At 32.4% G+C, this 15,486-nt stretch carries 6 protein-coding genes; 5 read left to right on the top strand and 1 reads right to left on the bottom strand.

The genetic code is table 11. The features are described from left to right. The first annotated feature begins 132 nt into the window (after positions 1-132). The 3 genes from IGK82_RS13745 to IGK82_RS13735 all read left to right on the top strand — a co-directional run bounded on the left by IGK82_RS13745 (position 133) and on the right by IGK82_RS13735 (position 4,955). Positions 133-2,511, top strand: a complete 2,379-nt coding sequence (locus IGK82_RS13745; RefSeq protein ID WP_430605186.1) for a hypothetical protein — start codon at positions 133-135, stop codon at positions 2,509-2,511. A 203-nt stretch (positions 2,512-2,714) separates the two neighbouring features. After that, positions 2,715-4,217 carry a thiol-activated cytolysin family protein gene (locus IGK82_RS13740; RefSeq protein WP_016622421.1) on the top strand — a complete coding sequence of 501 codons (1,503 nt, stop codon included), beginning with the start codon at positions 2,715-2,717 and terminating at the stop codon, positions 4,215-4,217. A gap of 27 nt (positions 4,218-4,244) precedes the next feature. Continuing rightward, complete coding sequence (locus IGK82_RS13735) at positions 4,245-4,955, top strand: Crp/Fnr family transcriptional regulator (RefSeq protein WP_016622422.1); 711 nt, start codon at positions 4,245-4,247, stop codon at positions 4,953-4,955. Between the two features lie 1,229 nt (positions 4,956-6,184). On the opposite strand, the gene IGK82_RS13730 is transcribed toward IGK82_RS13735, so the two are convergent. Continuing rightward, on the bottom strand, positions 6,185-7,792 hold the full coding sequence (locus tag IGK82_RS13730) for a hypothetical protein (RefSeq protein ID WP_430605185.1): 1,608 nt from the start codon (positions 7,790-7,792) through the stop codon (positions 6,185-6,187). A 208-nt stretch (positions 7,793-8,000) separates the two neighbouring features. Between IGK82_RS13730 and IGK82_RS13725 the strand changes: the two genes are divergently transcribed. Together IGK82_RS13725 and IGK82_RS13720 are read left to right on the top strand one after the other, a co-directional pair. Beyond that, a complete protein-coding gene (locus IGK82_RS13725) occupies positions 8,001-12,569 on the top strand; it encodes a Cna B-type domain-containing protein (RefSeq protein ID WP_430605184.1) in 4,569 nt (1,522 codons plus the stop codon). Positions 12,570-13,413: 844 nt separating this feature from the next. Further along, the gene (locus tag IGK82_RS13720) at positions 13,414-15,165 is read left to right on the top strand and encodes a thiol-activated cytolysin C-terminal domain-containing protein (protein WP_430605183.1); all 1,752 of its coding nucleotides are present in this window, start codon (positions 13,414-13,416) and stop codon (positions 15,163-15,165) included. Positions 15,166-15,486: the final 321 nt, after the last annotated feature.

Here is a 15,486-nt window from a genome sequence, read left to right as displayed (position 1 = left end):
TAAATTTAGAATAATTTTACTATTTCATGGATCAACAACTCATTAACATATGTTAATGAGTTGTTGATCCATTTTTAGTTAAAATATTTTTTTGTAAATTTTATTTAGTAAATATAGGGGAGGAAGTTGAAAATGAACAAATCTATTTTGAACAAAAAAAAAGAGGTAACAAAAAAGAAAAGAATGTTAGGATTAGCAACAGCTGTGACTTGTGTAGGTATTGCAAGTAGTCAAGTTGGAGATACTTTTTTTCCTCACTCTACACAGCTTGGAGAGGATTTTGATAACCAGGAAATAGAGGCGTATCAACCTACACAGCTTGGAGAGGATTCTGGTAGCCAGGAAATAGAGGCGTATCAACCTACACAGCTTGGAGAGGATTCTGGTAGCCAGGAAATAGAGGCGTATCAACCTACACAGCTTGGAGAGGATTTTGATAACCAGGAAATAGAGGCGTATCAACCTACACAGCTTGGAGAGGATTCTGGTAGCCAGGAAATAGAGGTGTATCAACCTACACAGCTTGGAGAGGATTCTGGTAGCCAGGAAATAGAGGCGTATCAACCTACACAGCTTGGAGAGGATTCTGGTAGCCAGGAAATAGAGGCGTATCAACCTACACAGCTTGGAGAGGATTCTGGTAGCCAGGAAATAGAGGTGTATCAACCTACACAGCTTGGAGAGGATTCTGGTAGCCAGGAAATAGAGGTGTATCAACCTACACAGCTTGGAGAGGATTCTGGTAGCCAGGAAATAGAGGCGTATCAACCTACACAGCTTGGAGAGGATTCTGGTAGCCAGGAAATAGAGGCGTATCAACCTACACAGCTTGGAGAGGATTCTGGTAGCCAGGAAATAGAGGTGTATCAACCTACACAGCTTGGAGAGGATTCTGGTAGCCAGGAAATAGAGGCGTATCAACCTACACAGCTTGGAGAGGATTCTGGTAGCCAGGAAATAGAGGCGTATCAACCTACACAGCTTGGAGAGGATTCTGGTAGCCAGGAAATAGAGGCGTATCAACCTACACAGCTTGGAGAGGATTCTGGTAGCCAGGAAATAGAGGCGTATCAACCTACACAGCTTGGAGAGGATTCTGGTAGCCAGGAAATAGAGGCGTATCAACCTACACAGCTTGGAGAGGATTCTGGTAGCCAGGAAATAGAGGCGTATCAACCTACACAGCTTGGAGAGGATTCTGGTAGCCAGGAAATAGAGGCGTATCAACCTACACAGCTTGGAGAGGATTCTGGTAGCCAGGAAATAGAGGCGTATCAACCTACACAGCTTGGAGAGGATTCTGGTAGCCAGGAAATAGAGGTGTATCAACCTACACAGCTTGGAGAGGATTCTGGTAGCCAGGAAATAGAGGCGTATCAACCTACACAGCTTGGAGAGGATTCTGGTAGCCAGGAAATAGAGGTGTATCAACCTACACAGCTTGGAGAGGATTCTGGTAGCCAGGAAATAGAGGCGTATCAACCTACACAGCTTGGAGAGGATTCTGGTAGCCAGGAAATAGAGGCGTATCAACCTACACAGCTTGGAGAGGATTTTGATAACCAGGAAATAGAGGCGTATCAACCTACACAGCTTGGAGAGGATTCTGGTAGCCAGGAAATAGAGGCGTATCAACCTACACAGTTCAATGAATTGTTAATACAGCAAGTAGTTAATAATATACAGTTTATTGAAGATCTTGAGTCTGCAACAACTGATAATATACAAGATAAAAAAGATACAAATCAGTGTATTCTTCAAGAACTAAAAATGCTTGAACGGATAAATGGCATAGCCTGTGATATGTATTTTCCATACAATATAAAAAGTTTGAACCAATTATTTGAGATGTTAGAACAGTTAGAAAGAAAGAAAATTGAACAAATATCAACAAAACAAATATATAGTAATATACCAGTAATACAAAAATCACTAAGTAACATGAAATCTGACAATGAAGAAAATAATATGATTCTTTTGAACTATTTGCCTACTCTGGAACGGGCCAGGGGGATTTTGAATACTGTAGTATCAACATTACCGTATTCTGAAGAAAATTTAAAAAGGCTATCCGAAATTTTTACACACAAGCAGTTACTTCTACAGCCTGAAGAAAATATTATGGAAGTAAAAAAAATATTAGAAGATTTAGATTTAGATTTAGAAAAAGCAATTCAAGAATGCAAATTGGACTTGAATGAGGTTAATCAAGAACTTTATACAGAGTCATTTTATATAGTTGAGGATATAGCGATAAATTCTTTAGTTTCAATATGCGAAAAAGTTTTAGTAACTTTAAATGTAGATGAAGAATTTAAAAAAAGCTTGGAAAAGATGAAGAAAATAATAATAAGCGAGAAAATTGAAGTGGGAGAATATAGAGAACAACTTAAAAACCAATTTATTGATTTATCTCAATGGCTTGAAAAGTTTGCTAGAGAAAGACAATCATTACAAGAGGCATTACAAGATGCACTAAATAGATGGTTTGGAGGACATGAAATAAATTAATTGAAAAATTTCAATACAAAAAATTAATATTTACAAAGTTCTTCTAATTTTTTTATAATAGATAGATGAAAGGAGGTAGTTAATGAAAAAGAAAATAGAAAAAATATATTTAACTAACGAGGTACATTTTAACATATGTCAATGCTTTTTTTTACTATTGCTTATAAAATATATATAGAGTAAATAGAAAGGGTTGATGAAAAATGAATAAAAAATTTTCAACTTGTTTGTTAATAGGAGTAATTTTTCTAATTTTCTTTTCAGTAAAGTCAATAAAAGCTTTTGGAAGTAACATAGAAAATAGTGCTATTAATGATTTTATTTACTCGCTTAGTTATGATCCGTTAAAGATATTAAGATTTCAAGGAGACAGCATAAGTAATTTACCTAGTACTGAATCAGATTGGAGAAATGGAGTATTTTATGTAGTAGAAAAGAAAAAGAAAAGCTTAAGTAATGGTTCTTCGGATATATCCTATTTATCTGCAGGAGAAGGAAATCTTTATCCAGGAGCTATATATTTAGCGAATCGAGGCTTGACAGAGGGTAGACCTACGCCAATTTCAGCTGAAAAAAAAGGATTGACTCTTACAATTGATTTGCCAGGACTAACTGGTACCGATAATCAGAGATTTGTCGAACATCCCGACGGTGGAAACATTAAAAGTGCTATCAATGATATGATTGATATATGGATTAAAAAGTACCCTCAATATGAACAAGTACCAGCAAAAGTAGAATGTGAGCAAGCACAAACATATAGTATGTCACAATTAGAAACACAATTAGGTTTAGGAATTGAAACAGTTGCACAAAAACTTAATGTTGATTTTTCGTCAATCAATAAGGGAGAAAAGCAATGTATTTTCCTGAAATTTAAACAAATTTATTATACTGTAAGCACAGAAGCTAAAGCTAAACCGTCAGAATATTTTTCGGAAAAAGTAACTCCGTATGAACTACAAAGACAAGGTGTAAACAATGATGCGCCTCCAGTATTTGTTTCAAGTGTATCGTACGGAAGAACGGTATATGCTGCAATTGAAACAAGTAACACTAGCAATAAATTTAAACTAGCGGTAGATGCAGCTATTAACGGTAAAGATGTTTCTTCAGATGCTGAGTTAAGTAGCTTAATTCAGGAATCTACATTTAACGCAATAGTTTATGGTGGAGGCTCAAAATCAGGTGTTAAAGTTATTAATGGTACGTTGAGTAGTATTCATGAACTGATTGATGAGGGGAAAAATTTTGATAGAAATAGTCCAGCAGTACCAATATCTTTTAATACAATGTTTATAAAGGACAATGAGCAAGCGCTAATTAGTAAAGCTACTGATTACGTAGAGACTATAGTTCATGAATATCATAGTGGCGAAATAAATTTGAATCATAGTGGAGCATATATAGCACGTTATTATATTGATTGGGATGAAATTAGTTACGATGATAAAGGAAATGAGATAAAAAAGAATGTAAGTTGGCCTGAAAATGATATGAACAAGACAGCTGGCTTTTCATCACAAATATTTATTCCAGCTAATGCTAGAAATATAAATGTTAAAATTATTGAAGCTACGGGTCTAGCCTGGGATTCTTGGCACACTATATGTGATAAAAAAAACTTGCCAAATGTAAATTGTCGTGAGTTTTCAATATGGGGAACAACGTTAGCACCTTATTACGTTAATAAGATCATTCCTTAATATTAATAGTAGAGAAGGTGTACAGTAATGAAAGATGATATATTTTTAAAGCAAATTCAAGCAAATGGATTATGTTCAAAAGTCTATAAAAAAGGAGAATTTATAATAAGTAATTGGAAAAATAATTACTCAAATATTTTTGTTGAAGAAGGTATTTTAAAAATGACAATAAGTAATGCAGAAGGTCTTACTTTCACTTTGCAGCATATTCAAGGAAGAATACTTATTCTTTCAACATCAATATTTAATGATAAAGCAATGTGTAAATATAATCTAGAAGTTGTTTCAGATACAGCTAAGTTATATTTTTTAACTATTGATAATTTAACTACATTTATGGCTAAATCCACAAACATAATGAGATATGTTATTGACTGCTTAGAAAAACAATTAACTTTTGTGTGGTCGAAATTGTGTGATTTTTCTGTTCATGGTAAATGTGGTGCATTGTGTGGACAATTATTAGTTTGGACATATTTATTTGGAGAGAAACAAATGAATGGAACGATAACGATAGAGTTAATTGCCACTTTACAAGACTTAGGTGATTCTTGTGGGATATCACATGTAGCATCTGTTTCTAGAATGTTATCTAATTTAAAAAAAGAGAAAGTTATAGTTATAGAAAATGGAAAGATAAAAATATTAAAGTTAGATATTTTGAAGATTAATGCACCAAAGATAGAAGAATGGTTTGCTCTTAATGAAAGACAAAAGTGGGAAAAAATAAATTATTAAAATTATTAGTAATATATACTGGAAGGGCGTACTACTTGTTGCTTCCTGAAAGGTTGCAAGGTGGTCATTAGAGTGTAGTGAGACCCGAAAGTTAGACCGAATACCGACTGGAGAAATCTGGTCGGTATTTTTATGCGATGAACCGTTCACCTAATTGGACGTGACTGCACCCTGTTTTTTTCTTTATTCGTTGATGATTATAATAATCAATCCATTCCTAAATTGCTTGTTCTAGTTCTTCAAAATTAGAATAAATAATACCATGGTAGGTTTCTTGTTTTAAGACATGTCTTGAAAGATCTGGTGACTAGTTGATTGCTTTTTGTAATGCTTCATTTGGTCCCCCCCCCCGACCTTGGTCAGAATGAAAAGTGCGGCGATGTTGACAATCTTGCGTTTTATCAATGGCTTCTTTTTGTTCCTCAAGAATTGCTTTGGCATTCGGCTATTTAGAAATACGGTAAGACAAGATTTCACCATTAAATAAACCAAGAAAAGGATCTAAATAGAGTTTTTTTTATTTGAATATTCCCGTTTTGCTCACGTTCATAATCAGGACTTCTAATTTTTGATTGGAATTTTTTTCGGAGTTCGTGGGTGATTCAGGCATTTCGTTCTTGAGTCGTTCCGGGATATTCATTTCTAAAGCGCGGAGCTTTTTTATGAGGGCTAGTTCCGCCCGCTTTTTTTCACCTGAACGGGTTTCTTTTTCTTTGACATAGAAGATCTTCCTTTCTGTTTTGGTGAAATCCCTTCTATGCCTATTTCTAGAAATTTCTGATGAAAAGCCAATACTAAGGTGTCATTTGACAGACCATATTTTAATGCGACAGTCAGATAAGATTCACCATTCGTTTAATAATAGTGTATGACATCCCGCTTGGATTTGGAAGAGCAATGTTGATAATTTACTTTTCGATGAAGTTCGTTAAATCCAAATTTTTCGACTGTTTTACCCCGTTTACGAACAGTTGAAAGTGAAGCAATATTAAATTAATTCGCTAGTGTTCGATAACCTCCTGATCCATTTTGATAAGCTACGACTACGTTTTTCTTGAATGCATAATCGTATTTTGCCAATTTAAATACGCCCCCAATGTTAGACCAAAAAATCTAAACTTTGGGGGCGCACTACATAGTGCCCTTTTTAACGGCTCTTTTTTATTTTTGAAAAAATATGGTGGCTTTTTAGCCACCATTAGAAACTATAAAGCCATAAAATAGCATAATCAATTGTCAGGAATATTTTCATTGATAAACAATGATAATTTTGTTTGATAGCGTGATAAAATCGAATTTACTAAAGGTGATTCTAGACATTTTTTAATCAATTTTTCTCCCGAAAAACCTATTGATTGTAATAATTTTTCTAGAGATAATTTTTCATTATACGTTTGACCAAGCTTTTTAATCAAAGCACTTTTTATAAACCATTCAAAGAAACCTAAACTAGATTGGTTGGAATCATAATCAATAACTTGATCTAAGTTTCTTTTTATATTAATTTTACTTGTAAAAAAAGTAATTAAATTTGCTAGTTCTTTACTTGCAGCATTTAAGTGTTCTTTAAGGACATGATTATTAGGGGCATTAAGTTTTTTTGATATTTTTTTTATTATCTTAAAATGCGAATTATTTTCGCTTAATGAGTTTGTGTGGACATTATCTATAATTTCTCCAACAGTAATATTATCATCTTTTAAAACAGGTTGATTTCTTATTTTTTTTATAATTTTTTCTATATATTTTAATATCTCGATGTTATTTTTTTGAGTAATATTATTGATTTGCTCAAGTGATTCATCTATTAATTGTCGTAAAACTTTTTCCTCTATCATAAAATGATACGGGGGATTATCATCTAAAGAAATATCTAATGCAATCTTATTACCTTTACCCAATCTTCTTTCTCCATAAGTTATTTTATCCCAATAAACATTAACTGAAACTTTATCAAAAAATAATGATTTTTTGGTTATTCGAAGCTGAATAGGCTTTTTTTTGTTTATTAACATGGGTATTTTTTTTATTAACTTATCTGTAATGCTTTTTTTTGTCAAATGAAATATAGAAAATATATCTGTTGCATTCGAAGAATCAAAATATTTCTTAATTAATGTAATTATAGGTTCTTCAGAAGACTTTTCTATTTGATTTGGCAATACAGTCTTTTCGTCGGTAGCACCGTTATGTTCTGAAGGTGCTAAATCTTTTGAATTTAAAGATGTATCGGTCGCTTGCTTATCTGGTAATACAGTTTTTTCATCGGTAGCACCGTTATGTTCTGAAGGTGCTGAATCTTTTGAATTTAAAGATGTATCGGCCACTTGCTTATCTGGCAATACGGTCTTTTCGTCGGTAGCACCGTTATGTTCTGAAGGTGCTAAATCTTTTGAATTTAAAGATGTATCGGTCGCTTGCTTATCTGGTAATACAGTTTTTTCATCGGTAGCACCGTTATGTTCTGAAGGTGCTGAATCTTTTGAATTTAAAGATGTATCGGCCACTTGCTTATCTGGCAATACGGTCTTTTCGTCGGTAGCACCGTTATGTTCTGAAGGTGCTGAATCTTTTGAATTTAAAGATGTATCGGTCGCTTGCTTATCTGGTAATACAGTTTTTTCATCGGTAGCACCGTTATGTTCTAAAGGTGCTGAATCTTTTGAATTTAAAGATGTATCGGCCACTTTCTGAGATGAATTTGACAAATATTTAACGGGAGCAGCTGATTCTATAATTTGCACTTGGTTAGCATGGACAGAAGTAGATTGACACGCATAAAAAAATATGATAGTACAGAAAAAAATTAGAATATTATATTTGTTTTGTTTATTCATATGTAAACCTCCCTTTCGTTGATAAAATTATTATACTAACTGTGTCATTCTGAAATCATTAACATGTGTTAATTCGATACTATTGATATCTGGGCATAGATATATAAGCAACATATAATACTATCCATGAATTAACTAAAAAATTATAGAAAAGAAATATTTTTTTTGATAATATATTCTTAAAAATTATATATATGGAGGAATTTATATGAAAAAAATGAAAATTATAATGATAATTTTTCTTTTGATTTCAAATTTTTGTTCAATATTTCAAACAATGGCACATGCAGAAGAAGGTAGAGATGTTACTAGTAATGTGACTTCTTTAAGTGTCTCGCCAACTAGTGTAAGAGATGGCGAAAAATTTACAGTAAATCTTGAATTTAATGAGAAAACAATTGATATTCAACCAGGAGATTATATCAAAGTTAGTTGGCCTAGCGGTGGTGACATTTATGGTTCTGGATTTAATAAAAGTATCGATTTGATGATTCAAGGAAAAAATGTAGGTAAGTTAAATGTAACAACAGACGAAGCAATCATAGTTTTTAATGATAATATTCGCAATTTAGATGATGTAGAAGGTTGGGCGCAATTCGAGGTTCAAGCGCGCAATTTAACCAATACCTCTGAAGAAAATACGGGGAATCTTACAGTAAGTAGTGGTGATAAAACAGCAGTAATTACTGTAACTAAACCAGCATCTTCTACAGGGCCAAGTGATTTTTATTATAAAGTTGGTGATATGTTACCTCAAGATACAGATCATGTCAGATGGTTTTTATGTATTAACGACAATAAAGCTTATGTTTCACAAGATGTACGTATTTTAGACGAAATACAGCCAGGTCAAAAACTTGATCCAGCAAGTTTTGAAATAGTCACTGACTCTCAGTATGCTGGAGAAAAGGTGTTTAGAGGTGAAGAAGGTGTTACAAATTTTTTACAAGCATATCCTGGAGCAAGTTTTAATTATTCTGTTGACGAAAATAGAATTACAATTAATTTACCAAAAAACATCGCAAATCTAACTTCTTTTAGAATTAATTATAAAACGATTATTTCGAATCCAAATCAAGCATCTTTTGATAATCATTCCAGAGCTTGGTTCAAAGAATATAATCAACCAGCTGTTGAAGGAGAAGAATTTAATTATTCAGTAAAAAATATTGATGTATCTGGTGGAGTGAATGGGACAGTTAAAGGTGAATTAAAGATTGTGAAAAAAGTTCATGGGACAGAGGTGGGGATTCCACATGTTCAATTTGAACTTAAGCGAGCAGATGGAGGAACAATTCAAGGACAAGAAAGTGTACTTCTTGAAACAAATGAACAAGGGGTTACAGGGATTAAGAAGTTAGTAGTTGGTGATTATATTGTGAAAGAAGTTCATGCTCCAGACTGGATTGATTTTGATCCGCTAACGGTAAAAGAACTGAAGTTTACTATGACAGATCAAGATACAAGTGGTGTCATCTTAAATGTTAGCAACGAGAAAAAGAAAATTTCTGTTACTGCAAATAAAGTTTGGGAAGGTGGAGAATCACCACGACCAACAATTTATCTTAAATTGTACCGATTAACTAATAATGGAAACCAACTTGAAGAAGTCCCTAGCATAGGATTAGGTGAATTAAAAGATGGTGAGTCTTCATTTACTTGGAATGGGTTAGAGCAATATGATAATTATGGAAATGAGTATCAATATAGCGTAAAAGAAGTCGATGAAAATGGTATTGATTTTGTTCCAAAAGGTTATACAAAAATTGAAACAGGTCTTACTGTAACTAACAAAAGTGTAGAAAAAGTAAACATTCAGGGAACGAAAATATGGAATGACAATGATGATCAAGATGGTAAACGTCCAAAGAGCATTAAGGTAAATTTATTGGCCAACGGCCATATGGTTGCGAATAAAGAAGTAAGAGAAAGCGATGGTTGGAAATATCAATTTGAGAACTTACCAAAATATGAGAATGGCCAATTGATTAACTATACAGTGACAGAAGATCAAGTAGCTGATTACAGTACTGAGGTTAAAGGCTTTGATATTATAAATAGCTATACGCCGGGTAAAACTAGTGTGAGCGTAACTAAAGCTTGGAATGACAGTAATAATCAAGATGGATTACGACCAAATAGTGTGAAAGTTCAATTATATGCCAATGGTAAAGCAGAAGGAGAAGCGATTGAATTAAGTGATGGAAATCAATGGAGTTACACATGGGTAGATTTGGCAGAAAAAGCTAAAGGAGAAACTATCCAGTATACAGTGAAAGAAGTAAGTGATGTACTAGGCTATACAAGCGAAGTAGAGGATAGTAATTTAGGAAATGTGACAATTACAAATACACATACACCTGAAATTATTCAAGTTAGTGGAACGAAAACATGGAATGACAATGATGATCAAGATGGTAAACGTCCAAAGAGCATTAAGGTAAATTTATTGGCCAACGGCCATATGGTTGCGAATAAAGAAGTAAGAGAAAGCGATGGTTGGAAATATCAATTTGAGAACTTACCAAAATATGAGAATGGCCAATTGATTAACTATACAGTGACAGAAGATCAAGTAGCTGATTACAGTACTGAGGTTAAAGGCTTTGATATTATAAATAGCTATACGCCGGGTAAAACTAGTGTGAGCGTAACTAAAGCTTGGAATGACAGTAATAATCAAGATGGATTACGACCAAATAGTGTGAAAGTTCAATTATATGCCAATGGTAAAGCAGAAGGAGAAGCGATTGAATTAAGTGATGGAAATCAATGGAGTTACACATGGGTAGATTTGGCAGAAAAAGCTAAAGGAGAAACTATCCAGTATACAGTGAAAGAAGTAAGTGATGTACTAGGCTATACAAGCGAAGTAGAGGATAGTAATTTAGGAAATGTGACAATTACAAATACACATACACCTGAAATTATTCAAGTTAGTGGAACGAAAACATGGAATGACAATGATGATCAAGACGGTAAACGTCCAGAGAGTATTAAGGTAAATTTATTGGCCAACGGCCATATGGTTGCGAATAAAGAAGTAAGAGAAAGCGATGGTTGGAAATATCAATTTGAGAACTTACCAAAATATGAGAATGGCCAATTGATTAACTATACAGTAACAGAAGATCAAGTAGCTGATTACAGTACTGAGGTTAAAGGCTTTGATATTATAAATAGCTATACGCCGGGTAAAACTAGTGTGAGCGTAACTAAAGCTTGGAATGACAGTAATAATCAAGATGGATTACGGCCAAATAGTGTGAAAGTTCAATTATATGCCAATGGTAAAGCAGAAGGAGAAGCGATTGAATTAAGTGATGGAAATCAATGGAGTTACACATGGGTAGATTTGGCAGAAAAAGCTAAAGGAGAAACTATCCAGTATACAGTGAAAGAAGTAAGTGATGTACTAGGCTATACAAGCGAAGTAGAGGATAGTAATTTAGGAAATGTGACAATTACAAATACACATACACCTGAAATTATTCAAGTTAGTGGAACGAAAACATGGAATGACAATGATGATCAAGACGGTAAACGTCCAAAGAGCATTAAGGTAAATTTATTGGCCAACGGCCATATGGTTGCGAATAAAGAAGTAAGAGAAAGCGATGGTTGGAAATATCAATTTGAGAACTTACCAAAATATGAGAATGGCCAATTGATTAACTATACAGTGACAGAAGATCAAGTAGCTGATTACAGTACTGAGGTTAAAGGCTTTGATATTATAAATAGCTATACGCCGGGTAAAACTAGTGTGAGCGTAACTAAAGCTTGGAATGACAGTAATAATCAAGATGGATTACGGCCAAATAGTGTGAAAGTTCAATTATATGCCAATGGTAAAGCAGAAGGAGAAGCGATTGAATTAAGTGATGGAAATCAATGGAGTTACACATGGGTAGATTTGGCAGAAAAAGCTAAAGGAGAAACTATCCAGTATACAGTGAAAGAAGTAAGTGATGTACTAGGCTATACAAGCGAAGTAGAGGATAGTAATTTAGGAAATGTGACAATTACAAATACACATACACCTGAAATTATTCAAGTTAGTGGAACGAAAACATGGAATGACAATGATGATCAAGACGGTAAACGTCCAGAGAGTATTAAGGTAAATTTATTGGCCAACGGCCATATGGTTGCGAATAAAGAAGTAAGAGAAAGCGATGGTTGGAAATATCAATTTGAGAACTTACCAAAATATGAGAATGGCCAATTGATTAACTATACAGTGACAGAAGATCAAGTAGCTGATTACAGTACTGAGGTTAAAGGCTTTGATATTATAAATAGCTATACGCCGGGTAAAACTAGTGTGAGCGTAACTAAAGCTTGGAATGACAGTAATAATCAAGATGGATTACGGCCAAATAGTGTGAAAGTTCAATTATATGCCAATGGTAAAGCAGAAGGAGAAGCGATTGAATTAAGTGATGGAAATCAATGGAGTTACACATGGGTAGATTTGGCAGAAAAAGCTAAAGGAGAAACTATCCAGTATACAGTGAAAGAAGTAAGTGATGTACCAGGCTATACAAGCGAAGTAGAGGATAGTAATTTAGGAAATGTGACAATTACAAATACACATACACCTATAGCCCCCAAAAATACACATTTAAATAAATCAATAACTTCTGAATTATCTAATATAAAAAGCAAAAAAAATATTCTTCTAAAAACTGGAGAGAAAATAGATTTTTGGCTGATTATATTAGGAATTTGTTTAATTTTTGGTAGTAGTTATTTTTATTTTAGAAAAAAATAAAAAAGTGTAAATACTCAAAAAGTCATAATTTTAGGTTCTTTGTCAAATAATGTTTAATATTGATAAAGATAGATTGCAGAATCTCGTCAAATCCAGAGGATTTTTTCCTCTGGATTTTTTTATTTTGTTTGCATTACTTGTCTTTGTAGAGTGAGAATATGCAATTAGATATTCCAGATGGATCTTTTCTTAGTATTTTCTTAAGGTTGTTTGATAAGCAGCAGGACATTAAATTATGTTTGATTTCGTTGATGAATAGGATACAAAAAGTTCTTGTTACAACGTGTAGACTTGTGTTAATTCATTATTATAGAAAAGTAGTCTGTCCATAAGCTCTATTCCGATTAAATAAGTTTTAAACGAAGGACGTCAATGACAGTTTAAACTATCAAAATTTTCTTGTAATAATTTTAAGTATTTTTTGAGTCATTTTTCAGTTAAACTTTAACTTTTTAATAAGTAGATTATCCAAGTGATTTGATGGTTTCGGAAGGTTCAATCGACGTGAAAGCAATTAATAATACTGAGAATCATTTTTTCACTAGAGAAACATGAGGTGCAATACATATCACTGGCAATAAATTGGACTTTTTTTGTACAAACAGTGAGAAACGGCTAAAATAACGTTTTAACTAATAAAGTTGTCGGTTTTCAGCAATATCAAATAACTTTCATGTTTGTTCATTTACTTATATGAGTAGATAAATTATTTTTATGTTTATATCATGCACACTCTATTATTTAAGTGATAGAAATAATTTGAAATTTAACTAATGTTAAAGCGTGTTGATTGATATTAAATATAAAATGAAAATACAAAAAATAAAAGGAAGGATTGATTGAAGTGGAGTATAAAAAGAAAGTAATTAGTAAAAAAAATGTAATAATGAAGTTGTTTAGTGGAATCATTTTTTTTATTATTTTAAGTATATTTAAGCCTACTTGTGTAAATGCAAGCCCAAGTCTCAATAAACAATTAAATAATGGTGATTCAAATATATCTATATCATTTCATCAAGAAAATGAATATGTTAATCTAAAAGAATCAGTATCAAAAGAAGAGTTGGATAAAAAAGAAAAGAATTTGATGGAAGAATCAAAGGAGAATATTTTGGAAGATAGTAGTTCTCCAAATTCAAAAGAATCAGTATTAAAAGAAGAGTTGGATAAAAAAGAAAAGAATTTGATGGAAGAATCAAAGGAGAATATTTTGGAAGATAGTAGTTCTCCAAATTCAAAAGAATCAGTATCAAAAGAAGAGTTGGATAGAAAAGAAAAGAATTTGATGGAAGAATCAAAGGAGAATATTTTAGAGGATAGTAGCTTAAAAAAATCAACTTTAATTGATGATTTTTCACTAAATAATAAAGGCGGCATTAATAAAATTATGCTAAATCATAGAGGAGCATATATAGTACGTTACTATATTGATTGGGATGAAATTAGTTCCAGTAATAATAGTAATGAAATAATAAGGAATATAGAATGGCCTGAAAACAACATGAATAAAATGGTTGGTTTTTTATCACAAATATTAATTCCAGCTAATGCTAGAAACATCAATATTAAAATTATTGGAGCTACAGGGTTAGTTTGGAATCCTTGGTGCGTTATATATCAAAAGAAAAATTTGCCAAATATAGAATTACGTACTATATTAACAAGTGGTACAACTATTTTCCCTCATTATATAGAAGAAACATTGCCGAGAGAAAATACAGATTACCATCAAGAGTATGTGTATGATAAAGTTATTCAATACGATACATTCGATGATTTTGAAATAAAAAAATTACAAAATGGTGAAGAAAAAAAAATCATTTGGTCAGAATCAGAATTTATGGGACGAAAAATATATGTTTCGGAGTTTCCAAGAGTTTTAACTGGTGTACTGTATCCATTTTTAGCTTTTCCTAGTTTTTATAGAGTTGTTCCCCCAGAAAACGGATATATAGAAATTGCAGATTCAAAGCCAACTTTTACTGTATCTTCGGCTAAAAGTTCTCCATTTCAATTTAGGATTATAGGAAAGGTAGATTCTTTGATAAAGGGAAGAAGTTATGAAGCTAAATTGATATCTAAAAATAGTGATTGTGAAGATAAATATATGAGCTATGATGGTATTGATAAAAAAGCTACTGTAGAAATTTTATTTATTTCAGGTGGTACATTATTTACATCTAATGGGCCTCAAATACTTAAGCCTAACTTTTATGCAAAAGCAAGTATGAAAGCTAATGATGATAGTGCTGAATTTAATATAAACCTAAATCCAGCTATTTCTCCATATATAAAGAAGAGAGAAACGAGATGGCGGCATCCACTTTTTCCTCCATATAATGAAAAAAACCAAACAAGTTTTACTCCTAGAATAATTATAGAATTAAAATATAGTAAAATATGGCATAGTATTGACAAGTTATTTACTTCAGATAAATATACAGAATTATTGCATGATGTTACAAATAAAAAAATTCAAGAGGTTAAGCAACAAGTTTTGAGTATGCCGAATAATCAAGATGCTTTAGAAATGATTAAATTAATTACTAAAGCTGAACAATTATGGGAGAAAAAGAGACAGCTGTTACAAAAGTAAGTGTAATAACAATCTTTTGTTATTTGATAAATCTAAGCTCTTTTGTACAATTAGTAATGGAGTTTTTACATTTGGTAAAAAATATGATTTCTTATATAGGAATAAATGATCCATAAAGTATAGAAGCTAAATTTAATGTGAGTTAAGCTTATAACTACCACATAATGTGTTATTATTAAAAGATATTAAATGGAGAAAGGAATAAGAAAACAAAAATACCCATTAATCAGATATTTTTAATTAATGGGTATTTTTGTTTTCTAGTTAACATAAGATATATTATTCAAAGTAGCGTAAATGGGCTTAATGATAAGATTAAGA

The organism is Enterococcus sp. AZ197 (genome assembly GCF_050556405.1).
In the GTDB taxonomy this organism is placed as follows: Bacteria; Bacillota; Bacilli; order Lactobacillales; family Enterococcaceae; genus Enterococcus; species Enterococcus faecalis.
The sequence above is the reverse complement of the archived record's forward strand: the minus strand, read 5'-3'. Positions and strand labels throughout refer to the sequence as shown.